This is a genomic window from Cnuibacter sp. UC19_7 (genome assembly GCF_042699995.1).
In the GTDB taxonomy this organism is placed as follows: domain Bacteria; phylum Actinomycetota; class Actinomycetes; order Actinomycetales; family Microbacteriaceae; genus Cnuibacter.
On the sequence record NZ_CP170560.1, the window covers coordinates 174357 to 198579 of the forward strand.

General features: G+C 69.9%; 22 protein-coding genes and 1 pseudogene. 17 read left to right on the plus strand and 6 right to left on the minus strand.

Features of this window, described 5'->3' with window-relative positions; translation table 11 throughout:
• Positions 1–37: 37 nt before the first annotated feature.
• Both ACFJGV_RS00870 and ACFJGV_RS00875 read left to right on the plus strand, forming a co-directional pair.
• On the plus strand, positions 38–511 hold the full coding sequence (locus ACFJGV_RS00870) for a pilus assembly protein CpaE (RefSeq protein ID WP_378146107.1): 474 nt from the start codon (positions 38–40) through the stop codon (positions 509–511).
• On the plus strand, positions 508–1338 hold the full coding sequence (locus ACFJGV_RS00875) for an aldo/keto reductase (protein WP_378146109.1): 831 nt from the start codon (positions 508–510) through the stop codon (positions 1336–1338). The genes ACFJGV_RS00870 and ACFJGV_RS00875 overlap by 4 nt, the downstream gene beginning before the upstream one ends.
• A 14-nt stretch (positions 1339–1352) precedes the next feature.
• On the opposite strand, the gene ACFJGV_RS00880 is transcribed toward ACFJGV_RS00875, so the two are convergent.
• The gene (locus ACFJGV_RS00880; RefSeq protein WP_378146111.1) at positions 1353–2180 is read right to left on the minus strand and encodes a DUF1295 domain-containing protein; all 828 of its coding nucleotides are present in this window, start codon (positions 2178–2180) and stop codon (positions 1353–1355) included.
• Between the two features lie 105 nt (positions 2181–2285).
• On the opposite strand from ACFJGV_RS00880, the gene ACFJGV_RS00885 reads away from it, so the two are divergent.
• The 3 genes from ACFJGV_RS00885 (at position 2286) to ACFJGV_RS00895 (ending at position 4184) form a co-directional block, all read left to right on the plus strand.
• Positions 2286–2768 carry an FHA domain-containing protein gene (locus tag ACFJGV_RS00885; RefSeq protein WP_378146113.1) on the plus strand — a complete coding sequence of 161 codons (483 nt, stop codon included), beginning with the start codon at positions 2286–2288 and terminating at the stop codon, positions 2766–2768.
• 44 nt (positions 2769–2812) lie between these two features.
• A complete protein-coding gene (locus ACFJGV_RS00890; protein WP_378146115.1) occupies positions 2813–3487 on the plus strand; it encodes a MerR family transcriptional regulator in 675 nt (224 codons plus the stop codon).
• Between the two features lie 148 nt (positions 3488–3635).
• Positions 3636–4184, plus strand: coding sequence for a MerR family transcriptional regulator (locus ACFJGV_RS00895; protein ID WP_085019265.1), 549 nt, complete (start codon positions 3636–3638; stop codon positions 4182–4184).
• Positions 4185–4351: 167 nt separating this feature from the next.
• On the opposite strand, the gene ACFJGV_RS00900 is transcribed toward ACFJGV_RS00895, so the two are convergent.
• The gene (locus ACFJGV_RS00900; protein ID WP_085019266.1) at positions 4352–5161 is read right to left on the minus strand and encodes a ParA family protein; all 810 of its coding nucleotides are present in this window, start codon (positions 5159–5161) and stop codon (positions 4352–4354) included.
• 148 nt (positions 5162–5309) lie between these two features.
• Here ACFJGV_RS00900 and ACFJGV_RS00905 point away from each other — a divergent pair, with 148 nt between their 5' ends.
• Together ACFJGV_RS00905 and def are read left to right on the plus strand one after the other, a co-directional pair.
• On the plus strand, positions 5310–8723 hold the full coding sequence (locus tag ACFJGV_RS00905) for a pyruvate carboxylase (protein WP_378146117.1): 3414 nt from the start codon (positions 5310–5312) through the stop codon (positions 8721–8723).
• Between the two features lie 30 nt (positions 8724–8753).
• On the plus strand, positions 8754–9245 hold the full coding sequence (gene def / locus ACFJGV_RS00910; RefSeq protein ID WP_378146118.1) for a peptide deformylase: 492 nt from the start codon (positions 8754–8756) through the stop codon (positions 9243–9245).
• 93 nt (positions 9246–9338) lie between these two features.
• Here the strand turns inward: def and ACFJGV_RS00915 are convergent, their stop codons facing one another.
• The gene (locus ACFJGV_RS00915; RefSeq protein ID WP_378146119.1) at positions 9339–11162 is read right to left on the minus strand and encodes an AMP-dependent synthetase/ligase; all 1824 of its coding nucleotides are present in this window, start codon (positions 11160–11162) and stop codon (positions 9339–9341) included.
• A gap of 141 nt (positions 11163–11303) precedes the next feature.
• On the opposite strand from ACFJGV_RS00915, the gene ACFJGV_RS00920 reads away from it, so the two are divergent.
• Genes ACFJGV_RS00920 through ACFJGV_RS00930 form a run of 3 tightly spaced genes read left to right on the plus strand, consistent with a single transcriptional unit; the run spans position 11304 to position 14352 of the window.
• Positions 11304–12251, plus strand: coding sequence for an ROK family glucokinase (locus ACFJGV_RS00920; RefSeq protein ID WP_378146121.1), 948 nt, complete (start codon positions 11304–11306; stop codon positions 12249–12251).
• 5 nt (positions 12252–12256) lie between these two features.
• Positions 12257–12943, plus strand: coding sequence for a lysophospholipid acyltransferase family protein (locus tag ACFJGV_RS00925; protein WP_378146122.1), 687 nt, complete (start codon positions 12257–12259; stop codon positions 12941–12943).
• A gap of 26 nt (positions 12944–12969) precedes the next feature.
• The gene (locus ACFJGV_RS00930) at positions 12970–14352 is read left to right on the plus strand and encodes a class II 3-deoxy-7-phosphoheptulonate synthase (RefSeq protein WP_378146123.1); all 1383 of its coding nucleotides are present in this window, start codon (positions 12970–12972) and stop codon (positions 14350–14352) included.
• A gap of 82 nt (positions 14353–14434) precedes the next feature.
• Here ACFJGV_RS00930 and ACFJGV_RS00935 read toward each other — a convergent pair whose 3' ends face one another.
• Together ACFJGV_RS00935 and ACFJGV_RS00940 are read right to left on the minus strand one after the other, a co-directional pair.
• Positions 14435–15370: a PASTA domain-containing protein gene (locus ACFJGV_RS00935; RefSeq protein WP_378146124.1), complete on the minus strand. Its 936-nt coding sequence runs from the start codon at positions 15368–15370 to the stop codon at positions 14435–14437.
• Positions 15371–15620: 250 nt separating this feature from the next.
• Positions 15621–16346, minus strand: a pseudogene (locus ACFJGV_RS00940) (protein kinase); the annotation flags it as partial.
• A gap of 169 nt (positions 16347–16515) precedes the next feature.
• Between ACFJGV_RS00940 and ACFJGV_RS00945 the strand changes: the two are divergent.
• Positions 16516–16857 carry an Rv2175c family DNA-binding protein gene (locus ACFJGV_RS00945; protein ID WP_378146125.1) on the plus strand — a complete coding sequence of 114 codons (342 nt, stop codon included), beginning with the start codon at positions 16516–16518 and terminating at the stop codon, positions 16855–16857.
• Positions 16858–16926: 69 nt separating this feature from the next.
• On the opposite strand, the gene ACFJGV_RS00950 is transcribed toward ACFJGV_RS00945, so the two are convergent.
• Positions 16927–18012, minus strand: coding sequence for a polyprenyl synthetase family protein (locus ACFJGV_RS00950; protein WP_378146127.1), 1086 nt, complete (start codon positions 18010–18012; stop codon positions 16927–16929).
• 78 nt (positions 18013–18090) lie between these two features.
• Here ACFJGV_RS00950 and ACFJGV_RS00955 point away from each other — a divergent pair, with 78 nt between their 5' ends.
• The 6 genes from ACFJGV_RS00955 (at position 18091) to ACFJGV_RS00980 (ending at position 24222) form a co-directional block, all read left to right on the plus strand.
• Entirely contained in the window at positions 18091–18483 is a 393-nt protein-coding gene (locus ACFJGV_RS00955; RefSeq protein ID WP_378146129.1) for a DUF3040 domain-containing protein, read from the plus strand.
• 240 nt (positions 18484–18723) lie between these two features.
• Positions 18724–19155, plus strand: a complete 432-nt coding sequence (gene mraZ, locus ACFJGV_RS00960; protein ID WP_085019277.1) for a division/cell wall cluster transcriptional repressor MraZ — start codon at positions 18724–18726, stop codon at positions 19153–19155.
• 106 nt (positions 19156–19261) lie between these two features.
• Complete coding sequence (gene rsmH / locus ACFJGV_RS00965) at positions 19262–20218, plus strand: 16S rRNA (cytosine(1402)-N(4))-methyltransferase RsmH (protein ID WP_378146131.1); 957 nt, start codon at positions 19262–19264, stop codon at positions 20216–20218.
• Entirely contained in the window at positions 20215–20844 is a 630-nt protein-coding gene (locus ACFJGV_RS00970) for a hypothetical protein (RefSeq protein WP_378146133.1), read from the plus strand. Before rsmH ends, ACFJGV_RS00970 begins: the two co-directional genes overlap by 4 nt.
• 37 nt (positions 20845–20881) lie before the next feature.
• Positions 20882–22657 (plus strand): peptidoglycan D,D-transpeptidase FtsI family protein, encoded by a 1776-nt coding sequence (locus ACFJGV_RS00975; protein WP_378146135.1) that lies wholly within the window; start codon positions 20882–20884, stop codon positions 22655–22657.
• 20 nt (positions 22658–22677) lie between these two features.
• Positions 22678–24222 carry a UDP-N-acetylmuramoyl-L-alanyl-D-glutamate--2,6-diaminopimelate ligase gene (locus ACFJGV_RS00980; protein ID WP_378146137.1) on the plus strand — a complete coding sequence of 515 codons (1545 nt, stop codon included), beginning with the start codon at positions 22678–22680 and terminating at the stop codon, positions 24220–24222.
• Position 24223: the final 1 nt, after the last annotated feature.

Consider the following 24223-nt stretch of genomic DNA (forward strand, 5'->3'; position numbering starts at 1 on the left):
CTGGCCCCGCGGCCACGTCGCACGACAGGATGAACGCATGATCTCGATCGAACTGGCCAGGGCGCTCCGCACCGCCGGGCTGCGCTGGCATCCCGTGTCGGGCGACCGCTTCCTGATCGAGTCGAGCGCGGCCGAACCCGGTGACGGTGCCGACGTCTTCACCGTGAGCGAGATGACGGTCGACGTGCACCACTTCCCGACGGGCAGCCAGATCGGCTTCAACGGCACCACGGAATGGGCGCTCGACTCCGTCGACCTCACCGACACCCTCTGGCTCCCCCGGGAGGACCAGCTGCGCGCGCTCCTTCGCGACGGCTTCGTGTCGCTGGCGGTCGTGCGCGACGAGGCGGAGCCCGACGTCTACGAGGTCCGTGCGAGCATCCTCGGCGTCGATCGCGTCTTCGCTGCGGCCACCGCGGAGGATGCCTACGGTGAGGCGCTGCTCGACCTCATCGTTCAGAGCCTCGTGGGCGAGCCCGAGTCGGTGCTCCCGCCTAGGGTGGAAGGATGACCGTTCCCTCCATCCCCGACGTCACACTCAACAACGGCACCGCCATCCCTCAGCTGGGATTCGGTGTCTTCAAGGTCGATCCCGACAAGACCTCCCGCATCGTCACCGACGCGCTCGAGGTCGGCTATCGGCACATCGACACGGCGAAGATCTACCAGAACGAGGAGGGCGTCGGCCACGCGATCGCCGAGTCCGGCGTCGCCCGCGACGAGCTCTTCATCACCACCAAGCTCTGGAACAGCGACCAGGCCGACGCGGAAGGCGCGTTCGAGAAGAGCCTCGCCCGGCTGCGTCTCGACTACGTCGACCTGTACCTCATCCACTGGCCCACGCCCGAGCAGGGCCGCTACGTCGAGGCCTGGAAGGCCCTCGAACGCATCGCGGCGTCCGGTCGGGCGAAGGCGATCGGCGTGTCGAACTTCCAGGTCGAGCACCTGCAGCGTCTCCTCGACGAGACGCAGATCGTCCCGGCGGTGAACCAGGTCGAGCTCCACGTCGACTTCCAGCAGCGTGAGCTGCGCGAGTTCGGTGCCGCCCACGGCATCGTCACCGAGGCCTGGGGTCCGCTCGGTCAGGGCAAGATCAACGACTCGCCCGAGCTCGCCGCGATCGCGGAGGCGCACGGCAAGAGCGTCCCGCAGACGATCCTCCGGTGGCACATCCAGATCGGGAACGTCGTCATCCCGAAGAGCAACCAGCGCGAGCGCATGGCGCAGAACATCGACGTGTTCGACTTCGAGCTGTCCGAGGCCGAGCTGGCGACCATCGCCGGTCTCGACCGCGGCGAGGACGGCCGCAACGGCAGCCACCCGCTCTCGGTGAACTGAGCCGAGCGTCCCGGTCAGCTCGCGGCGGCGGGGGAGTGCTCCCGCCGCCGCGGGAACCAGGGCACGATCGGCGAGGTGACGCGGCGGTAGTCGGCGTACTCCGGGTACTTCGAGAGCGTGATGCTCTCGGTGAAGGCCGTCGAGCCGATGAAGAGCAGGGTGAGCAGCGCCGCCCCGACGACGGTCCACTCAAGCAGCGTGCCCGCGGCGACGGCGCCGAAGAGGAACACCACCCACCACTGCGCCTGCTCGAAGAAGAAGTTCGGGTGGCGCGACCACCGGAACAGCCCGGTCTGCAGGAAGCGGGGACTCGGTGCCCGGCCGGCCGCGCTCTCGGCCGCCTTCCACCGGTGGAAGTCCCACTGCTGCTGATCGGCGATCGTCTCGCCGGCGAGGAACGCCACGAACACGACGGCGAGCACGACGTCGAGCGCCCCGAAGGGTGTGCCCGTGTGCTGCAGCGCCGTGAACGCGGGCAACGTGATGAGCAGCAGCAGCACGTTCTGGTACACGGTGATGAAGAACAGATTGAACAGCTGGAACTGCCAGGGGCGCATCCGCTCCCGCAGCACCGCCCAGCGGTAGTCCTCGCCGCCGGGCGCGTAGCCGCCCTTCCGAGCGAAGTTGAACGTGAGCCGGACGCCCCACAGGGTGACGAGCACAGCCATGAGGACGAGGCGCGGATCCATGGCGGAGAAGGCCGCGAACACCCAGACGTAGGCGACGGGGACGATCGACCAGATGCGGTCCACCCACGATGTGTCGCGTGTGATGAGCGACAGCACCCAGACCGCGAGGCAAGTGCCAGCGAAGATCCAGAGGCACACGACGAGCGCTTCCATGGTCGGCAGTCTAGGTGCGACTCTCGGCGTGCGCGCGGACAATTCGCGGTTCGGGCGCATCCTCGATCCACTACGCTGGACGGGAGCGTAAGGAGGGCGACGACCATGGCAGACGACGCGAACGACGAGAAGACCACGCGCATCCCGGTCGCGCCGATCACGGGCGACACCACGTTGTCGCTGTCCGGCGAGTTCGCGGCCCAGCTGGCCGCGCTCGAGGGTGGCGTCACCAACGAGGAGCTCGACTCCATCGCCGCGCTGCCTTCGGGCAGCGCGCTGCTGATCGTCCGGCGCGGCCCGAACTCCGGGGCCCGGTTCCTGCTCGACACCGACACCACCACCGTCGGCCGCCACCCCAACGCCGACATCTTCCTCGACGACGTGACCGTGTCGCGTCGTCACGCCGAGCTGACCAGGCACGGGCACGGATTCCGTGTGCGCGACCTCGGTTCGCTCAACGGAACGTACGTCGAGGGCGTGCGGGTCGACGAGGCCCTGCTCGAAGACGGTGCCGAGGTCCAGTTCGGCAAGTTCCGTCTCACGTTCTACCCATCGCGCATCGACGTGGTGGCCGCCGCGGGCGAGTAGTGCCCGCCGCAGCACGTCCCAGTTCCGCTGGGCGCAGCACGTCCGTGCCCGCGCAGGGTCCCCTTCTCGGCATCGGGCAGGTGCTCGCGAAGCTCTCGGGCGAGTTCCCCGACGTCTCGGGCTCCAAGCTCCGCTTCCTCGAGGAGCGCGGCCTGGTGCACCCCGCCCGCACCCCCTCGGGCTACCGCAAGTTCTCCGCCGCCGACGTCAGCCGCCTCCGTCTCATCCTGAGCATGCAGCGCGACTGCTACCTCCCGCTGGCGGTCATCAAGGACTACCTCGCCGACGTCGACGCCGGGCTCAACCCGCCGATGCCCGGCGCCGCCCTGCCCGGCGGCCCCTCGATCCTGCCCGGCGGTCGGCGCTTCAGCCGCGACGAGCTCACCCGCGAGGCGGGGGCGACGCCGATGCTCGTGCAGGATGCGTTCACCGCGAACGTGATCGCGCCCGCCGATTCGTACGGCGAGGAGAGCCTGGCCGTGCTGAAGGCGCTCGTGCAGCTGCAGCGGAGCGGGATCGAGCCGCGGCACCTGCGCGGCTTCCGGCAGGCCGCAGAGCGCGAGCTGTCGCTCATCGAGAGCGCGCTGATGCCCGTCGCGAAGCGACGCGATCCGCAGAGCAGGGCCAAGGTCGCCGAGCTGGCGCTCGAGATCGCGGGCCAGCTCGAGGTCGTGCGGAGCTCACTGATCCGGGCGGCCCTCGGCCGCATCGTGCCCTGATCCGGGTGCCGAGCTCACAGATGGAGTGCGACACGCCGAACGCACTCGGACGGATGTCTTTGCTCCGGGGTGCAGCGGAAGCTACCGTGGGTGAAGACACATCGACGGATGCGGGTCGTTCTTCACGGCCGAATGACGGAAGGCGCTGATGAGCGAGTCAACCCAGAGCGACGGTTCTCGCTACGACCTCGGCCTCCTGTTCACCGACGGTCTGCCCGATCTCGACGACGCCAGCGGATATCGCGGCGCCGTCGCCGCCCGCGCCGCGGGCATCACGTACCGCCAGCTCGACTACTGGGCGCGCACCGGGCTCGTCGAGCCCACCGTGCGCGGCGCCGCGGGCTCCGGAACGCAGCGCCTCTACGGGTTCCGCGACATCCTCGTGCTCAAGCTCGTGAAGCGCCTTCTCGACACCGGTATCTCGCTGCAGCAGATCCGCACCGCGATCAACCAGCTGCGCGAGTCCGGCATCAACGACCTGGCGCAGACGACGCTCATGAGCGACGGCGCCAGCGTGTACCTCTGCACCTCGAACGACGAGGTCATCGACCTCGTCAGCCGCGGACAGGGCGTCTTCGGCATCGCCGTGGGCAAGGTCCTCCGTGAGGTCGAGACCAGCCTGGTCCAGATCGAACCCGGCGTCGCCGACCCCATGGACGAGCTCGCCGCCCGCCGAGCCGCCCGCAAGATCTCCTAGCCCGCCCGGCTCCCGCCCCGCGCGCGCCGCCTGACGGCGCAGCGGGTGCCTCAACGCGCTTTCGCCATGCTCTTTGGAGTTTCGCCACGCGCATGCATGTGGCGAAACTCCAAGAGCATGGCGAAACCGAGGTCGGACTCCCGTAGCGGGGAGAGACGCGGGGCGGGTCAGGCCTTCGCGTCGGCGTACTCGCCCACGCGGCCCGTGCGCATGACGCGCTCGAGGAGGAGGTCGAAGTTGCGCGCCATCTCCTGGGCGCCCTCGCCGGGCCAGACGTGCAGCGGCTTCGCGGCGCCCTGCGCCTGCTGCAGCGACGTGCGCTCGGGCAGCTGGGGCGAGAGGACGAGCGGGCCGAACATGTCGCGCAGCTCCTTGATGCGGAACTGGTGCTCGAGGGACTGGGACCGCACGCGGTTGACGATGATGCCGAGCGGCTGCAGGCGCGGCGAGAGACCGCGGCGGATCTCCTCGATCGCGCGCAGCGCGCGGTCGGCGGCGGCTACCGAGAAGAGCCCGGGCTCGGTCACGACCGACACGCGGTCGGACGCCGCCCACGCGGTCCGGGTGAGCGCGTTCAGCGACGGAGCGCAGTCGATGAGCACGAGGTCGTACTCCGACTCGACGGTCGCGAGAGCCTCCTCGAGCTTCCAGATGTCGCGGATGCTCGGGTGCGGTCCGTCGAAGTTCAGGGCGGAGGGGCTGCCGATGAGGACGTCGATCTTTCCGCCACGGTCCTTGGTCCACCCGCTCGGGGCGATCGCGGAGCGCACGACCTTCTCTTTCGGAGAGGCCAGGACGTCGGCGATGTTGCCGTGCCCGGAGGTCCGGATGTCCATTCCGGTCGAGACGTCCGACTGGGGATCGAGGTCGACGACGAGAGTGCGGAGACCCTTGCTGAACGCTGCAGATGCCAGTCCGAGCGTCACCGTGGTCTTGCCCACACCCCCCTTGAGGGAGGAGACGCTGAGTACATGCACAGTCCTTTACGTTACCTTCACTAGGCTTGGAGAACCTAACCGTTCCCTGGACGCGGTCCGTGCGGCAGCGGTGACCACTCTCGACTCGGCGCGTCTCTCCCCACGGATCGGCGCGTCCTGGCGACGCGTCCTTGACGAAGAGGTGCAGATGTTCTCGAAGATCCTGGTGGCCAATCGTGGCGAGATCGCGATTCGGGCGTTTCGTGCGGCGAACGAGTTGGGTGCGGCGACGGTGGCGGTGTTCCCGTATGAGGACCGCAACTCGATGCACCGGTTGAAGGCGGATGAGGCGTACCAGATCGGGGAGCCGGGCCATCCGGTGCGGGCGTACCTGGACGTCAGCGAGATCATCCGGGTGGCGCTGCTGTCGGGGGCGGACGCGATCTACCCCGGCTACGGCTTCCTGAGCGAGAACCCGGAGCTCGCGGCGGCCGCGGCGGCGAACGGGATCACGTTCATCGGTCCGGCGTCGACCGTGCTCGAGATGGCGGGGAACAAGGTCACCGCGAAGGAGCACGCGATCGCCGCGGGTGTCCCGGTGCTGAAGTCCACGCCGGCGTCGCGCGACATCGAGGAGCTGCTGGCGGGCGCGGAGGAGGTCGGGTTCCCGATCTTCGCGAAGGCGGTCGCGGGTGGCGGCGGGCGCGGGATGCGCCGGGTCGAGACCCGTGAGGAGCTCCGCCCCGCGCTGGAGGCCGCGATGAGGGAGGCCGACAGCGCGTTCGGGGATCCGACGATGTTCTTGGAGCAGGCGGTGCTGCGTCCGCGGCATATCGAGGTGCAGATCCTGGCGGATGCGGTGGGCACGACGCTGCATCTGTTCGAGCGGGACTGCTCGGTGCAGCGCCGTAACCAGAAGGTGGTGGAGATCGCGCCGGCGCCGAACATCTCGGAGGAGCTGCGTGCGGCTCTGCATCGGGATGCGATCGCGTTCGCCCGGTCGATCGGGTACGTGAACGCGGGCACGGTGGAGTTCCTGGTCGACACGGCGGGGGAGCGGGCCGGGGAGCACGTGTTCATCGAGATGAACCCGCGCATCCAGGTCGAGCACACGGTGACCGAGGAGGTCACCGACGTCGACCTCGTGCAGTCGCAGATGCTCATCGCCTCGGGCAGCACCCTCGCGGAGATGGGGTTGTCGCAGGACACGATCCGTCTGCATGGGGCGGCGTTGCAGTGCCGGATCACGACGGAGGATCCGACGGACAACTTCCGTCCCGACACTGGCCGCATCACGGCATACCGTTCCCCGGGCGGGGCCGGCGTGCGTCTGGATGGCGGCACGGTGGAGGTGGGCGTGCAGATCAGTCCACACTTCGACAGCATGCTGGCGAAGATGTCGTGCCGGGGTCGCGACTTCCCGGCCGCCGTCCGTCGCGCTCGTCGCGGTCTGGCCGAGTTCCGCATCCGGGGCGTGTCGACGAACATCCCGTTCCTGCAGGCCGTGCTGGATGATCCGGCCTTCGCCGCGGGGGACCTGTCCACGTCGTTCATCGAGGAGCGGCCGTGGCTGGTGCGGGGCCGCGCGTCGAAGGATCGTGGCACGAAGATCCTGAACTGGCTGACGGATGTGACGGTGAACCAGCCGAACGGCGCTCCGGCGACGACGGTGCATCCGGTCGACAAGCTCCCGGAGATCGACCTCACCGCCGCGGCCCCCGCCGGGTCCCGGCAGCGCCTGCTCGAGCTGGGCCCCGCGGGCTTCGCGGCGGCGCTCCGCGCGCAGACCGCTCTCGCGGTGACGGAGACGACGATGCGCGACGCGCACCAGTCCCTCCTGGCCACCCGGGTGCGGACGAAGGACCTCGTCGCCGTCGCTCCGTACGTCGCGCGGATGACGCCGGGGCTGTTGAGCATGGAGGCGTGGGGCGGGGCGACCTACGACGTCGCGCTGCGGTTCCTCGGTGAGGACCCGTGGGAGCGGCTCGCCGCGCTGCGTGAGGCGCTGCCGAACATCGCGATCCAGATGCTCCTCCGCGGCCGCAACACAGTCGGCTACACCCCGTACCCGACGGAGGTGACCGATGCGTTCGTCGCCGAGGCCGCGTCCACCGGGATCGACGTCTTCCGCATCTTCGACGCCCTCAACGACGTGAAGCAGATGCGTCCCGCGATCGACGCCGTCCTGGCCACCGGCACCACGGTCGCGGAGGTGGCGGTCTGCTACACCGGCGACCTCCTCGACCCGGGCGAGGACCTCTACACACTCGACTACTACCTGCGCCTGGCGGAACAGATCGTCGATGCCGGCGCGCACATCCTCGCCATCAAGGACATGGCCGGGCTTCTGCGCCCCGCCGCGGCGGCGACGCTGGTGACGGCGTTCCGCGACCGCTTCGACCTCCCGGTGCACGTGCACACCCACGACACCGCCGGCGGGCAGCTCGCCACCCTCCTCGCCGCCTCCGCCGCGGGCGCGGACGCGGTCGACGTCGCCGCCGCCCCCATGTCCGGCACCACGAGCCAACCCAGCGCCTCCGCCCTGGTCGCCGCCCTGGCCCACACCGAGCGCGACACGGGCCTCGACCTGAAGGCCGTGTCGGATCTCGAGCCGTACTGGGAGGCGGTCCGGAAGGTCTACGCCCCCTTCGAGTCCGGCCTGCCCGGCCCGACGGGACGGGTCTACCGGCACGAGATCCCGGGCGGGCAGCTGTCGAACCTCCGGCAGCAGGCCATCGCCCTCGGTCTCGCGGATGACTTCGAGCTGATCGAGGACCTCTACGCCGCCGCGAACGAGATCCTCGGCCGCATCCCCAAGGTCACACCCTCCTCGAAGGTCGTCGGCGACCTCGCCCTGCACCTGGCCGCGGTGAAGGCCGACCCGAAGGACTTCGCCGAGAACCCGCAGAACTACGACATCCCCGACTCCGTGATCGGGTTCATGGCCGGGGAGCTCGGTGAACTGCCCGGCGGATGGCCCGAGCCGTTCCGCACCAAGGTCCTCCAGGGCCGCGACGTCAAGGTCGGCGTCACCCCGATCAGCGACGACGACCGCGAGCAGCTGAGCTCCTCCGCAGACGCAGCGACGCGGCGCCAGACCCTCAACCGGCTCCTGTTCCCCGCCCCCACCCGCGCGTTCGAATCCGCGCGCGACATGTTCGGCGACCTGTCGGTCGTCGACACCGTCGACTACCTCTACGGCCTCCGGCAGGGCGAGGAGCACGTCGTCGACATCGACAAGGGCGTCAAGCTCTACGTCGGCCTCGAAGCCATCTCCGAGCCCGACGACAGGGGCATGCGCACCGTGATGACCACCCTCAACGGGCAACTGCGCCCGGTGTTCGTCCGCGACCGGGCCGTGACCGTCGAGACCAAGCAGGCCGAGAAGGCCGACCCCGCCCAGCCCGGGCAGGTCCCCGCCCCGTTCTCGGGCGTGGTGACCCTGAAGGTCGCGGCAGGTGATACCGTCGCGGCGGGCCAGGCCATCGCCACCATCGAGGCGATGAAGATGGAAGCCGCCATCACCACCCCGGTCGGTGGCACGGTGTCCCGCCTGGCCATCCCCACCACCCAGCAAGTCGACGCCGGCGACCTCCTCGTCGTCATCAGCCCCAGCGCCTGACCGCGCCCAGCACAGCAAGGAGCGAACGCGATGAGCGTCCGTGAGATCCGCATCTTCGGCGACCCCGTCCTCAAGACGGTGTCCGCCCCCGTCGACGTCATCGACGACGGCGTCCGCCAGCTCGTCGGAGACCTCCTCGACAGCGTCAAGGTGCCCGGGCGGGCGGGGGTCGCGGCGTCGCAGATCGGCGTCAACCTCCGGGCGTTCAGCTACAACGTCGACGGGCAGGTCGGCTACGTGCTGAACCCCGTGCTCGTCGAGACCTCGGGGGAGCCTGAGCTCATGGACGAGGGCTGCCTCTCCGTGCCCGACCTGTGGTTCAAGACCAGCCGGTATCCGTACGCCAAGGTGCGCGGCATCGACCTCGACGGCAACGAGATCGAGGTCGAGGGCACGGGAGTGCTCGCGCAGGCGCTCCAGCACGAGACCGACCACCTCGACGGCCTGCTCTACCTCGACAGGCTCGACAAGCCCACGCGCCGCGAGGCGATGCGCCAGGTCCGCGAGTCCTCCTGGTTCTGAGCCCAGGCTCTTCCGTTTCGCCACATCCCTGGCGTCTCGCCACGCGCATGCGGGTGGCGAGACGCCAGGAAGGTGGCGAAACGGACTGAGGGGCTAGAGCACCAGGGACTGGCCCTGCGTGGCGGGGGCCGCGTCGTAGATGGCGTCGATGGTCGCGGCGTAGTCCTTCACGATGACGGCCCGCTTGATCGAGAGCTTCGGCGTGAGGTGACCGCTGGCCTCGGTGAGATCGTTCTCGAGGATGACGAACTTGCGGATGGACTCTGCGCGCGACACGAGCTTGTTGGCCTCGTCGATCGCGCGCTGGATCTCGGCGAGCACGGCCGGGTTCTGCGCCGCCTCGGTCACCGTCATGTCGGACCGCTGCCCGTTGTTGCCGAGCCACACCGGCAGCATCTCGGTGTCGAGCGTGACGAGCGCCGAGATGAACGGACGCTTGTCGCCGACGACGACCACCTGCCCGACGAGCGGGTTCGAGCGGATCGGGTCCTCGAGCGCCGCGGGAGCGACGTTCTTCCCGCCGGCGGTGACGATGATCTCCTTCTTGCGGCCGGTGATCGTGAGGAACCCGTCGGCGTCGAGCGAGCCGAGATCGCCGGTCTTGAACCACTCGCCGTCCATGACCTCGGCCGTCGCCTCGGGGTTCTGCCAGTAGCCGCCGAAGACGTTGATGCCCTTGACGTGGATCTCGCCGTCGTCGGCCAGGCGCAGCCCCACACCCGGGAGGGCAGGGCCGACAGTGCCGATCTTGAAGCGGTCGACGAGGTTCACGGTGGCCGGTGCGGTGGTCTCCGTGAGGCCGTAGCCCTCGAGGATCTTGACGCCGAGGCTCCGGTAGAAGTGCCCGAGGTGGTGGCCGAGCGGCGCCGATCCGGACACCGCGTACTCGACGCGGCCGCCGAGCGCGGCCCGCAGCTTCGCGAACACCAGCCGGTCGAAGAGCGCGAACCGGAGCTTGAGCCCCAGCGGCACCTTTCCGGCATCGAGCGCCTCGGAGTGGGCGACCGCGGTCTCGGCGGCCTTCCGGAAGATCTTGCCCTTGCCGCCCGACTCGGCCTTCTGCTCGGCCGAGTTGTAGACCTTCTCGAACACGCGGGGGACCGCGAGGAGGAACGTCGGCTTGAACGAGCCGAGGGCCTCGAGCAGCTTCTTCGTGTCGGCCTGGTGGCCCACCTTCACGCCGGCGTGCACGCTCATCACCGAGATGAAGCGCGCGAACACGTGCGCCGTGGTGATGAACAGCACGGTGGAGGCGCCGGGCTTGACGACCTCCGACATCGCGACGGCGGCGTTCCGCGACAGCTCGACGAAGTTCGAGTGCGTGAGGATGCAGCCCTTCGGCCGTCCCATCGTGCCCGAGGTGTAGATGAGCGTGGCGAGGTCGGAGCCCTTGGCCAGCCGTCGACGCCGCTCGACCTCCTCGTCGGGCACGTCGACGCCGGAGGCGGCGAGCTTGTCGAGGTCGCCGAGCTCGACCTGCCAGACGGTCGTGACCGCCGGCAGGTCGGGACGCACCTCGTCGAAGCGGGCGAAGTGCTCCGCCGTCTCGACGATCATCGCGGTGGCGCCCGAGTCGCTGAGGTTCCACGCCACCTGCGTCGGCGACGACGTCTCGTAGATCGGCACGAGGACCGCACCGGTGAACCAGGTCGCGAAGTCGATCACCGACCACTCGTAACGTGTGCGGCACATCAGGCCGATCTTGTCGCCCGGCTGGATGCCTGCGGCGATGAGGCCCTTGGCCACCGCCGTGACGCGGGCGAGGAACTCGGCCGACGTGATGTCGCGCCAACCCGCGCCGTCGGGGACGGCGAACAGCGGCGCGTCGGGGGAGAGGCGTACGCGCTCGACCAGCAGGTCGGTGCAGTTCGCCTCGGGGTCGGCCGTCACCACGGCCGGAGTCGAGTACTCCTTCACGGCAGCTCCTTCGGTACCGTCGTCGATCAATTCCCTTACACTCTACTTGGCGCGCTCGGGCCCCGTCGGCGGGGCGGAGACCATCCACAGCGACAGCACTCTCTGAGCGCCCCCGACCGTCCGGAAGCAACAAGGAGTGGCATGCGCGCGATCGGGATCGACATCGGGGGCACCAAGATCGCCGGAGCCGTCGTCGACGAGCTCGGCACGATCCTCGCCCAGGACCGTCGCCCCACCAGCGCCTCCGAGCCGCAGGTCATCGAGGACACCGTGGTCGACATGGTGCGCGAGCTCGAGCGCGACCACGACATCCAGACCGTGGGCGTCGCTGCGGCGGGCTTCATCGACGCGGCGCAGTCGGTCGTCTACTACGCCCCCAACATCAACTGGCGGCACGAGCCCTTCCGCGAGAAGCTCGAGGCCCGGCTGAACAAGCACATCCTCATCGAGAACGACGCCAACGCCGCCGGATGGGCCGAGTTCCGCTTCGGCGCGGGCCGTCTGGTGAGCGACATGGTCACGCTCACGATCGGCACGGGTGTCGGCGGCGCGATCGTCTCGGGCGACCGCCTGTTCCGCGGAGGATTCGGCGCCGCGGGCGAGATCGGACACCTCCGTGTCGTGCCCGGCGGTCTGCCCTGCGGATGCGGTGCACACGGCTGCATCGAACAGTACGGCTCCGGTAGGGCGTTGCAGCGCATGGCGAACGAGCTCGCCGACGCCGGCGGCATCGGGCAGGCTCTCGCCGCCCGTCGTGCACGGCACGGGACCCTCGACGGCGCCGACATCGCCGAGCTGATCCAGGCCGGCGACCCCGGGGCCCTCGCCGCGCTGCGCCAGCTCGGCGGGTGGATCGGACAGGCCGCTGCGAGCCTGGCCGCGGTGCTCGATCCGCAGATGTTCGTCATCGGCGGTGGTGTCGCCCAGTCCGGCGACCTCCTGCTCGACCCCATCCGTCAGGCCTTCCTCGAGACCCTCCCGGCGCGCGGCTACCATCCCGAGCCCGAGTTCCGCATCGCGGAGCTCGTCAACGACGCCGGGGTGGTCGGCGCCGCCGACCTCGCCCGTGGACTGGCCGAGGTGCACTGAGCCCGATGTTCTACTTCCTGGTCAAGCTGCTGCTCGCCGGCCCCGTGCTGAAGACGTTCTTCCGCCCGTGGGTGATCGGCTACGAGAACATCCCCACCAAGGGCGCGGCGATCCTCGCGAGCAACCACCTCTCGTTCAGCGACTCGGTGTTCCTCCCGACGATGGTCGATCGGCACGTCGCGTTCCTGGCCAAGAGCGATTACTTCACCAAGCGCGGGCCGGCGGGCCTCCTCATGCGACTGTTCTTCAACGCCGCGGGGCAGCTGCCGATCGATCGCTCGGGTGGCAAGGCCTCGGAGGCGTCGCTCAACACCGGGCTCAAGGTGCTGGCCAAGGGCGAGCTCCTCGGCATCTACCCCGAGGGCACACGCAGCCCCGACGGCAAGATGTACCGCGGCCGCACCGGCGTGGCCCGCATGGTGCTCGAGGCCCACGTCCCGATAATCCCGATCGTCATGGTCGACACCGAGAAGGTGATGCCGCTGCACTCGAAGCTGCCGCGCATCCGCCGCGTCGGCATCATCATCGGGAAGCCGCTCGACTTCTCGCGCTTCGAGGGTCTCGAGTCCGACCGGTTCATCCTGCGGAGCGTGACCGATGAGATCATGTACGAGCTGCATCGCATGAGCGGGCAGGAATACTCCGACGTCTACGCTTCTTCAGTCAAGGAGAAGCGGACGCGCAAGCGCTGACGCCAACAGGAACAGGAACGAGAACAGTGGTAGATCCGACCGAGATCATCGTCGAAGCAGATGAGGCAGTGATCGAGGGTCTCGACTATTGGCGCTCCCTTCCTGTCAAGCAGCAGCCGCAGTGGCCCGACACCGCCGCCATGGAGGCCGTCGGTCGCGAGCTCGCGACGATGCCGCCCCTGGTGTTCGCGGGCGAGGCCGACAACCTGCGTTCGCGCCTCGCCGAGGCCGCACGCGGCCAGGCGTTCCTGCTGCAGGGCGGCGACTGCGCCGAGACGTTCGCCGGGGCCACCGCCGACAAGATCCGTGATCGTGTCAAGACCATCCTCCAGATGGCGGTCGTGCTCACCTACGGTGCGTCGATGCCGGTCATCAAGATGGGCCGCATGGCGGGGCAGTTCGCGAAGCCGCGCTCGAGCGACACCGAGACCCGCGACGGCGTGACCCTGCCTGCCTACCGCGGCGACGTGGTGAACGGCTACGACTTCACGCCCGAGTCGCGTGCGGCCGATCCCGGTCGGGTGCTTCAGGGTTACCACGTCGCTGCGTCGACGCTGAACCTCATCCGTGCGTTCACCCAGGGCGGGTTCGCGGATCTGCGCCAGGTCCACATGTGGAACAAGGGCTTCACCTCCAACCCGGCGAACGTGCGTTACGAGCAGCTCGCGGGCGAGATCGACCGTGCGGTGAAGTTCATGGTGGCGTGCGGAGCCGACTTCGAGGCGCTCAAGCGCACCGAGTTCTTCGTCAGCCACGAGGCGCTGCTGCTCGACTACGAGCGCCCGCTCACGCGCATCGACTCCCGCACGGGGCTGCCCTACGACACGAGCGGCCACTTCGTGTGGATCGGCGAGCGCACCCGCGACCTCGACGGCGCGCACGTCGACTTCCTCTCGCGGGTGCGCAACCCGATCGGGGTGAAGCTCGGGCCGACGACGTCCGCCGACGACATGCTGCGGCTCATCGACAAGCTCGACCCGCAGCGCGAGCCGGGCCGGCTCACCTTCATCACCCGCATGGGTGCCGGAAAGATCCGCGACGCGCTGCCGCCGCTGCTCGAGGCGGTCAAGGGCAGCGACGCGCTGCCGCTCTGGGTCACCGACCCGATGCACGGCAACGGCCTCACCACGCCGAACGGTTACAAGACCCGTCGCTTCGACGACGTGGTCGACGAGGTGAAGGGCTTCTTCGAGGCGCACCGCGCGGCGGGCACGTACCCCGGCGGCATCCACGTCGAGCTCACCGGCGACGACGTCACCGAGTGCCTGGGCGGCTCGGAGCAGATCGACGAGGCGACGCTGGCGACCCGGTACGAGTCGCTCTGCGACCCGCGACTCAACCACATGCAGTCGCTCGAGCTCGCGTTCCTCGTCGCCGAGGAGCTGAAGGCCACGGGCAGCGCGCGCTGAGCGCCTCCGCCTGAACGACGAACGGCCCGAACGGCGAACGGCCCGTCCCCTCGAGGGACGGGCCGTTCGCCGTCCGTCATGGTCAGCCGGATGCGGTGATGCCCAGGTTGACCTCGGTGCCCTTCTTGACCGAGGTGCCCACCGAGGGCGACACCGACTGCACCTTCGTCAGCACGTTCGGGATCGCGTCCCAGAAGACCGAGTAGACCGCCTTGAGCCCGACGTCCTGCAGGGCCTGCTTCGCCTCGTCGCGCGTCATGCCCTGTACGTCCGGGACGGGGACGGGGGCCGGGCCGCGCGACACGTCGAGCACGACGGTGTCGCCGGGGCGCACCGGATCGGTCTGCACGGTCGCCCGGTAGACGGAGCCCTCGGGGACGTCCTCGTTGTAGTCCTGAGCGCCCTCCGAGGCGACGAGGCCCACGGCCCCGAGCGCGGCCTTCGCCTGGTCGAGCGTCTGCCCGGTGACGTCGGGCACGGCGCCGAGCGAGACCACGAGGTCGACAGTCTGCTGCTCGCCGTACTCCGGGCCGAGGGCGGCACCCGAGGGATCGGTCGCCGCGATGACCTCGCCCGAGGCCACCTCCGCGGAGAACTGCAGGCTCGACTTCCCGACCGTGAAGCCCGCCGCGGTGATGGCGTTCTGGGCGTCGCGCTCGGACATGCCCGCGAGATCGGGCACGGGCAGCATCGCCGGGCCGCTCGAGACGATCACGTCGACGGCGGACCCGTTGCGGATGCTCGTGCCCCCCGAAGGGTTCGTGTCGATGACGGTGCCGGCGGCGACCGTTGGGCTCGTCGACTGACTCTGACTCGGGACCAGGCCCAACTCCTCCAGCTGCGCCACGGCATCCTCTGGCGCCGAGCCGGCGAGGCTCGGGATCGTGGTCATCGACCCGGGCCCGGCGGAGTACCACCAGCCGGTGCCGCCGACTCCGGCCGCGATGACGAGCACCGCGACGAGCAGCCACCAGCCCCGCACGCGGCGCCGCCGCGCCTTGCGCGCGACCAGCTGCACCGTCGCCTCGGGACCGGCGGCCTCGGCGGCGGCCTCGTCGGGCGGTACGGAGGGGGCGGTGAAGACGGTGGTGGAGCGATCGTCGGGCGCGGGGCCCCAGGGCCTCCGGCGGCAGGAGCATCGTGCGCTGCGAGGCGGTGCCGGCGTGGCGGACGATGCCGAGCCCCTCCTCGACCTCGCGCAGCCTGTCGAGCATCTCCTTGGCGTCGGCCGGCCGCTCCTCGGGATCCTTCACCGTCGCCCAGAGGATGAGGTCGTCGAGCCCCTCGGGGATCTCGGGATTCGCGGAGCTCGGCACGGGCATCGGGTCGTTGGCGTGCTTGAAGGCGATCTGCATCGGCTGGTCGCCGGTGAAGGGCTGGGTACCGACGAGCATCTCGGAGAACATGATGCCCGCGGCGTAGACGTCGCTCCTGGTGTCGGCGACCCCCCGGGTCAGCAGCTCGGGGGAGAGGTACGCGATGGTGCCGAGCAGAGCCTGGCCCGTGGCCGTGTTGGCGGTGGCCGCCCGAGCGAGGCCGAAGTCGCCGATCTTGATGCGGCCGTCGTCGGCGAGCAGCACGTTCTCGGGCTTGAGGTCGCGGTGCACGATGCCGGCCTTGTGCGCCGCCGCGAGCCCGCCGAGCACCGCATCCATCACGTCGACCGCCTGGTCGATGCCGAGGCGACCCCGCTCGCGGAGCAGGTCGCGCAGCGTCATGCCGGGGAGGTACTCCATGACGAGGTACGCCATGTCGGAGTCCTGGCCCTGGTCGAACACGTTCACGACGTTCGGATGCGCCAGTCGCGCCGCGGAGCGCGCCTCGCGGACGAAACGCTCACGGAAGACCTCGTCGTCGGCCAGGTGGCCGTGCATGACCTTGATCGCCACTCGGCGGTCGAGACGCAGATCGGTGGCGACGTAGACGGTGGCCATGCCCCCGCGGGCGATGCGCGACTTCACCTGGTATCGGCCGTCGATGAGTCGGCCGAGCATGGGGTCGGTCGTCGCGCTCGTCACGCTGGAAGTCTAGGTTCCAGCCTGGCCGGAACCCGGGAACGACCCCGGAACGTCGCCTCTGCGGAGGGATCTTCCACCCATTCTTTATCGATTCGTGACGCACGAGGATTCTCGCCGTCGGCCTCGCACGTGATTGTCTGTACTCGTGACCGATCCGTCCACCTCGTCCTGGCTCACCGTTCCCGACCTCGTGGAGGAGCTGGGCCTGTCGCAGAGCCGAGTCCGCCGCCTCATCGAGGAGCGCGTGCTCGTCGCCGTGCGTCGGGAGGGCAAGCTCGTCGTGCCCGCCGCGTTCCTCCGTGACGGCGAGCCCCTGCACGAGCTCAAGGGCACCGTGGTGGTGCTCGGCGACAGCGGCTTCGACGACGAGGGCATCGTCGAGTGGCTGCTGGCCGACAACGACACCATCGGCGTCCCGCCCATCGAGGCGCTCCGCGCCGGCCGCAAGACCGAGGTGCGCCGGGTGGCGCAGGCGCTCGCGCTCTGACCCCTCCGGGGGCTCAGCCCCCGGCCCCGCGGCCGCCCCGCTCGGGGTTCGGCGTCAACGGGCCCGGCGTCACGCGACGCGGTCGGTGATCCGTCGTGCCAGGCCCACCAGGGCCTCGCGCGTCTCGTCGTCGAGCGCGAGGTCGCCGAGGTTCTCGAGCGCGAGGGCCACGTTGCCCTCGATCAGGCGCTCGGCCTCGTCGAGGGCGCCGGCCTCGCGCATCGTCTGCTGCAGCATCCGCACCTGCGACTCGTCGAGGTCGGGGTCGCCGAGCAGCTCGTCGACGAGCCGCCGCGCCGACTCGGACAGGCGCGCTCGCGTGTACGCCACGAGAAGCGTGCGCTTGCCCTCGCGCAGGTCGTCGCCGCTGGGCTTGCCCGTCACCTCCGCGTCGCCGAAGACTCCGAGCACGTCGTCGCGCAGCTGGAAAGCGATGCCGAGCGGCAGGCCGACGTCGCGCAGGCCCTCCACCAGCGAGGTGCGACCGCCGGCCGCGGAGGCGCCGATCGCCAGTGGCGCCTCGACGCTGTACTTCGCCGACTTGTAGATCATCACGCGCTCGGCACGACGGACGGGGGAGAGGTCGCTCGGAGCTCGCCAGGCGCGCTCCTCCATGATGTCGAGGTACTGCCCGAGCGTGACCTCGGTGCGCATGAGGTCGAACGCCTGCCGGGCGCCACGGGCGTGGGTGTCGGGCAGCATCGCCAGCGCGCCGGAGACGAGCTCGTCGCTCCACGCCAGGAGCAGGTCGCCGAGGAGGATGGCGGCCCCCTCGCCGAAGCCCGCGGCATCCCCCTCCCAGGAGGAGTCGCGATGCACCGACTCGAACCGACGGTGCGCGGCGGGCATCCCGCGGCGGGTGTCGGAGCGGTCGATGATGTCGTCGTGCACGAGCGCCGCCGCGTGGAAGAGCTCGAGGCCCGCGCAGAGGTCGACGACGGCCGGAGAGAGCTCGGCGGAGAGGCCTCCGGCCGCTCGCCAGCCCCAGTAGCAGAACTGCGCTCGGAAGCGCTTCCCACCGCTGAGAAGATCCCGGGAGAAGGTGTCGAACGGGGCGAGCTCAGGAGCGATCTGACGGAGGATGAGGGAGCGCGATTCGAGAAATCCCACGATTCGTGCGTCGACCTGATCGACCAGGCGCGGGCTTTGGTTCACGCGCCTAGCCTAGCCAGACCGTGCGCACTAGAATCACGAGTATCACGCACCGGTCAAGAGCCTGAAGGTGAACGCACGATGCCGCTTTCCGAGCAAGAGCAGAGACTCCTCGATGAGATGGAGCGCAGTCTCTACCGCAATGACGCCGATTTCGTCTCGGCGGTCAGCGGCAGAGGCCGCGTCAACTACGGCGCCCTCGTGCTGGGCATCCTCGTCGCCATCCTCGGACTGGGCATCGTCATCGCCGGCGTGATCCTGCAGCAGCCGCTCGTCGGGCTGCTCGGCTTCGTCGCCATGTTCGGCGGCGTGCTGCTGGCGCTGCGCCGCACCAAGCGCGCGGGCAAGGCGTCGTCCTCCACTCCCTTCCCCTCCACTCCCACCTCCTCCGCCACCCAGGGCGGGTCGCGTGGGTTCATGGACAAGCTCGGCGACCGTTGGGAGCGCCGCGAGGGAGACGACCGGGGCGAATAGCTCTCCACCCCGCTCCACTCGGATGAGACCGGCCTTCGGGCCGGTCTTTTTTGTGCCCTCGGAGGGGTCTTTTCGACATTTTTCCTCCACTTCCCTCCACGCGCATTTTGCCGCATGATTCCGGGCTTCTCGACACGCCCAAGACGCGTACTTGAGCGTATTCCTGGAGTTTGTGGAGGGTAGTGGAGTAAAGTGGAGTCCAAGCCCACCAGTCCTGGCCGGAGAGAAGTGAGGGGAGACGTGTTCCTTGGTACGTACTCCCCACGCCTCGACGAGAAGGGGCGGATCATCCTGCCTGCCAAGTTCCGCGACGAACTGGCCGGGGGAGTGGTCATGACCCGCGGGCAGGAGAACTGCATCTACGTGTTCTCGACCCGCGAGTTCGAGAACCTCCACGAGAAGATCCGTCAGGCGCCGGTCACCAGCAAGCAGGCCCGTGACTACCTCCGCGTGTTCCTCTCCGGTGCGAGCGCCGAGACGCCCGACAAGCAGAACCGCATCACCGTCCCCGCGCCCCTGCGGGCCTACGCCGGCCTCGACCGCGAGCTCGTGGTCATCGGTGCCGGCACGCGCGCCGAGATCTGGAACGCCGACGCCTGGAACGCCTACCTGGCCGAGCAGGAAGCCGCGTTCTCGTCCACCGAGGAGGAGGTGATCCCCGGACTGTTCTGACCCGTCTGTCGTGACTCCCAGCTGTTCGACGCCCTGACGCACTTCCCCAGCGCCAGGTCCCGAACGGATGGGGATCAGGACAGACGGCCGGACCGCAGGGCACGCCATGGACGATCTCTCCCGCATCCACACCCCCGTGCTCCTCGAGCGCACCCTCGAGCTGCTCGCCCCGGCGCTGCAGCACGAGGGAGCCGTCGTGGTCGACGCCACCCTCGGCCTCGGCGGCCACTCCGAGGCGCTGCTCGAGGCGCATCCGACCGTGCACCTCGTCGGCCTCGACCGCGACACCGCAGCCCTCGACCTCGCCGGGCGCCGGCTCGAGCGCTTCTCGGCGCGCACCGACCTGGTGCACGCCGTCTACGACGAGCTGCCCGAGGTGCTCGACGAGCTCGGCATCGGGGCGGTCGACGGCATCCTCTTCGACCTCGGTGTCTCGTCGATGCAGCTCGACGAGGCGGACCGCGGCTTCGCCTACTCGAAGGACGCACCCCTCGACATGCGGATGGACCCGACGACGGGCCCGACAGCCGCCGAGGTGCTCGCCACGTACTCGGAGGGCGACCTCAAGCGCATCTTCCGCGACTACGGCGAGGAGCGACTCGCCGACAGGTACGCCCGGGCCATCGTGACCGAGCGTCAGAGCGGGCCCATCGACCGCTCCGGTCGTCTGGTCGACATCCTCAGCGCGGCGACGCCGGCGCGGTTCCGGGATGCGGGTCACCCGGCCAAGCGCGTCTTCCAGGCGCTGCGGATCGAGGTCAACCAGGAGCTCTCGGTGCTCGAACGGGCGATCCCGGCCGGCGTCGATGCGTTGGCCGTGCACGGCCGCATCGTCGTGCTCGCCTACCAGTCGCTCGAGGACCGCATCGTCAAGCGCGAGCTGCAGAGGCGGTCGACCTCCACGGCTCCCGCCGGCCTCCCGGTCGAGCTGCCCGAGCACGCACCCGAGCTGAGGCTCCTGGTCCGCGGCGCCGAGCTCGCCGACGACGAGGAGCGCGCCCGCAACTCCCGTTCCACCCCCGTCCGGCTCCGCGCAGCGGAGCGCCTGAGGAGAGCAGCATGAGCCAGCCCGCCCGCAGTCACATGGTGCGGCCCACCGCCCTGCGCGGCTCGGCGGCGCCCGTGCTCGACGAGGAGCTCGATCTCGAGACGCCCAGCACGACGCGGCGCGCCGACGGCCGCACCGAGTCGCCCCGGCCTCGGTTCCACGTCGTCACCTCGCGGGCGCAGCGCCGCCGCCGTCCGAAGATCGCCTACGCCGCCGTCGTGATCGGCGGTGTGCTCGCGATCGTGATCACGCAGCTGATGCTGTCGGTGGGCCTCTCGCAGGGTGCGTACGAGATCGAGTCGCTGCAGTCCTCGCAGAAGGAGCTCGACCGCACGAACCAGACGCTGTCGGAGCAGATGGACAAGCTGTCCTCCCCGCAGAACCTCGCCTCGCAGGCCGAGACGCTCGGCATGGTCTCGAACAGCGCTCCGGTCTACCTGCGGCTCTCCGACGGCGCGGTGCTCGGATCGCCCTCGCCCGCGGCGGCCACCGGCACGGTGACCGGCGGCGGCAACCTCATCGCCAACTCGCTGCTCAACCCGCCGGCGGCCGCGACGTCCGACGCTGGCGCGTCGGCGCCGGCCTCGGGCTCGACCGACGTACCGTGGTCGGGAACGCTGCCGTCACCGACCACCCACTGAACCCGCTCCCGCCCGCACGTCCCCCAGGAGGATCCAGGTGATCGCTGTCAGCCGCTCCACACGAAGGAGGACGGCTCTCGCCGTGCTCGCGGTGGTGGCGCTGGTGGGGGTGTTCATCGTGCGCCTGGTGTCGATCCAGATCGTGCAGGCCGACGAGCTGAACGCGCAGGCCTTCGACAAGCTCTCCGCCCAGACCGAGACCTACGGGCTCCGCGGAGACATCACCGACTCCGACGGCACGGTCCTCGCCACCACGGTGCTCACCTACGACGTGACGGTCGCGCCTAACCAGGTGGTCGACCTCGAGAAGACCGACGACGCGGGCAACACCACGACCGTGACCCCGCGGGAGATCGCCGAGAAGATCGCCGCGATCACCGGGCTGTCGGCCGATGACGTGTACGCGACGTTCACCGCCGATCCCACGTCGAACTTCGCGTACGTGGTGAAGGGCATCAGCGTCGACCAGTTCCGGGCCATCCGCGACCTCGGCGTCGACTGGCTCTACTACTCCTCGGTGCCCAAGCGCACGTACCCCAACGGGGCGGTCGCGGGCAGCGTGGTGGGCTTCGTGGGCAGCGACGGCACCGGTCAGGCCGGCGTCGAGCAGCTCGATCAGACGTGCCTCGCCGGCACGGACGGAGTGCAGACGTACCTCCGTTCGGGCGACAACGGCGGGGTCGCCATCCCCGGCAGCACCGAGACCACCGTCCAGGCGCAGGACGGCGGCACGGTGGTGCTGACCCTCGACAGCGACCTGCAGTACTTCGCGCAGCAGACGCTCGCCGCGCGTGTGCAGGAGGTACAGGGCGCGTGGGGCACGGTCGTGGTGCAGGAGGTGAAGACCGGCAAGCTGCTGGCCGTCGCCGACTACCCGAGCGTCGACCCGAACAACGTCGACGGCACCGATCCCACGGAGCGCGGCTCGATCGCCTTCCAGGCGCCGTTCGAGCCGGGCTCGACCTTCAAGGCGCTCACCGCGGCCTCCCTGGTCGACTCGGGCACGGCCGATGTCGGAACGCGCGTCGAGGCCCCCTACATCTACACCGACTCGAACGGCGCCTCGACGAAGGACAGCGAGTTCCACACCGATCCGCTCCGTCTCACCCTGGCGGGCGTCATCCAGGAGTCGTCGAACACCGGTACGGCGATGCTCGGCGAGCAGATGAGTGCCCAGCAGCGCTACGACTACATGATGAAGTTCCACCTGGGCCAGGCCAGCGAGGTCGGCTTCCCGGCCGAGTCGGGAGGCATCATCCACCCCTGGGACGAGTGGGACGACCAGACCAACATGACGACCACGTTCGGCCAGGGGCTCTCGACCACGGCCGTGCAGGTGGCGAGCATGTACCAGGCGCTCGGCAACGGCGGCGTCCGGCTGCCCGTCCAGCTCGTCGAGGGCTGCAAGCAGGCCGACGGCTCGATGACCGACGTTCCCACCGGCTCGAGCGAGCAGGTGGTCTCCCCGCAGGCGGCGAGCGACACGGTCCACATGCTCGAGACCGTGGTCACCGGCGGCTACGCGTCGAAGGATCTCACGATCCCCGGCTACCGCGTCGCGGCCAAGACGGGTACCGCCCAGATGAGCGACGGCAACGGCGCCTACGGGTCGAGCTATATCACGTCGCTGGCGGGTCTGGCACCGGCCGACGACCCGCAGTACGTCGTTTCGGTGACCATCGCCAAGCCTGTTACCGTGGAGTCTGCTCTGGCGGCCGCGCCGGTCTTCCAGAAGATCATGTCGCAGGTCCTCAAGGAGCACCGGGTCCAGCCGTCCACCGTGCCGGCTCCCGACCTCCCCACCACCTACTGACCGAGCGACTCGAGGAGATCATGACCGATCGGATCCCTTCGGCGCTCCGGCCCGAGCATCCGATTCCGCGGTCCCTGTCGCAACTGGTCGAGGAGGCGGGCTTCGACGCCGCCGGCCTCGTGGGCGACGTGGAGGTGACGGGCGTCTCGCTGTCGTCGAAGGACGTCGCGCCCGGCGACCTCTACGCCGCGCTGCCCGGTCTCCGCCACCACGGGGCGAGCTTCGCCGCGGATGCGGCCGCCTCCGGCGCCGTCGCCGTGCTCACCGACCCCGCCGGGGCCGCCCTGGCCGGGGAGTCCGGCCTGCCCGTCCTCGTGACGCCCGAGCCCCGTGCGGCGCTCGGCGAGGTGGCGGCGTGGGTGTACCGCACCCGCATCGACCCGCCGACGGTGTTCGGCGTGACCGGTACCAACGGCAAGACCAGCGTCGCGTACCTCGTCGAGGCCGTGCTGCGCCAGCTCGGCGTGGTCGCGGGCCTCTCGACGACCGCGGAGCGGCGGATCGGCGACGACACGATCGCCAGCAAGCTCACCACCCCGGAGGCCACCGAGATCCACGCCATGCTGGCGCGGATGCGCGAGGCCGACGTGCGCGCGGTGGTGCTCGAGGTGTCGGCGCAGGCCGTGACCCAGCACCGCGTCGACGGGATCGTCTTCGATGTGGCGGGCTTCACGAACCTCACCCACGACCATCTCGACGACTACTCCTCCATGGAGGAGTACTTCGAGGCCAAGCGGGCGCTGTTCGACCCCGACCGCGCGCGGCGCGGCGTCGCGATCGTCGACGGCGGGTACGGCCGGCGGCTCGCCGACGAGTCCCGCATCCCGATGGCCACCATCGGCACGCGGCCCGACGTCGAGGCGGAGTGGAGCCTGACGGTCGACGACGCGACGGAGGACGCGACGTCGTTCACGCTCGTCGCCCCCGATCGCCGCACCCTCTCCACGAGCGTTCCGCTGCTGGGCGCATTCATGGCCTCGAACGCCGCGCTCGCCCTGGTCATGCTCGTCGAGGCGGGCTTCGACCTCGACGCGATCGCCCACGTGCTCGAGCGCGACGGCGGCATCGACGTCTACATCCCGGGCCGGGCCGAGAAGGTGTCGGGCGACCGCGGCCCCACGGTCTACGTCGACTACGGTCACACCCCCGACGGGTTCACGGTCATGCTCGAGTCGATGCGCCGCGTCGCCACGGGCCGCGTCGTCATGGTGTTCGGCGCCGACGGCGACCGCGACACGACCAAACGCGAGGAGATGGGCGCCATCGCGGCGAGGCTCGCCGATGTCGTCGTCATCACCGACTTCAATCCCCGCTACGAGGATCCTGCGGCCATCCGCCGCGCCCTCATCGCAGGCGCCACGGCGGCCGTGCCCGCGCGGGAGATCCACGAGATCGCCGATCCCCGAGCCGCGCTGCGCGCCGCACTCGACCTCGCGGCCGAGAACGACATCGTGCTGTACGCCGGCCCCGGACACGAGGACTACCACGAGGTCGCGGGGGAGCGGATCCCGTACTCCGCCCGCGACGACGCGCGTCGCGCGCTGCAGGAACGAGGCTGGCTCTGAC

Excerpts from the sequence above, each read along its gene's own strand:
- ACFJGV_RS00870 (WP_378146107.1), top strand. The coding sequence starts at position 38 with ATGATCTCGATCGAACTGGCCAGGGCGCTCCGCACCGCCGGGCTGCGC.
- ACFJGV_RS00875 (WP_378146109.1), top strand. The coding sequence starts at position 508 with ATGACCGTTCCCTCCATCCCCGACGTCACACTCAACAACGGCACCGCC.
- ACFJGV_RS00880 (WP_378146111.1), bottom strand. The coding sequence starts at position 2,180 with ATGGAAGCGCTCGTCGTGTGCCTCTGGATCTTCGCTGGCACTTGCCTC.
- ACFJGV_RS00885 (WP_378146113.1), top strand. The coding sequence starts at position 2,286 with ATGGCAGACGACGCGAACGACGAGAAGACCACGCGCATCCCGGTCGCG.
- ACFJGV_RS00895 (WP_085019265.1), top strand. The coding sequence starts at position 3,636 with ATGAGCGAGTCAACCCAGAGCGACGGTTCTCGCTACGACCTCGGCCTC.
- ACFJGV_RS00905 (WP_378146117.1), top strand. The coding sequence starts at position 5,310 with ATGTTCTCGAAGATCCTGGTGGCCAATCGTGGCGAGATCGCGATTCGG.
- def (WP_378146118.1), top strand. The coding sequence starts at position 8,754 with ATGAGCGTCCGTGAGATCCGCATCTTCGGCGACCCCGTCCTCAAGACG.
- ACFJGV_RS00920 (WP_378146121.1), top strand. The coding sequence starts at position 11,304 with ATGCGCGCGATCGGGATCGACATCGGGGGCACCAAGATCGCCGGAGCC.
- ACFJGV_RS00925 (WP_378146122.1), top strand. The coding sequence starts at position 12,257 with ATGTTCTACTTCCTGGTCAAGCTGCTGCTCGCCGGCCCCGTGCTGAAG.
- ACFJGV_RS00955 (WP_378146129.1), top strand. The coding sequence starts at position 18,091 with ATGCCGCTTTCCGAGCAAGAGCAGAGACTCCTCGATGAGATGGAGCGC.
- rsmH (WP_378146131.1), top strand. The coding sequence starts at position 19,262 with ATGGACGATCTCTCCCGCATCCACACCCCCGTGCTCCTCGAGCGCACC.
- ACFJGV_RS00970 (WP_378146133.1), top strand. The coding sequence starts at position 20,215 with ATGAGCCAGCCCGCCCGCAGTCACATGGTGCGGCCCACCGCCCTGCGC.
- ACFJGV_RS00980 (WP_378146137.1), top strand. The coding sequence starts at position 22,678 with ATGACCGATCGGATCCCTTCGGCGCTCCGGCCCGAGCATCCGATTCCG.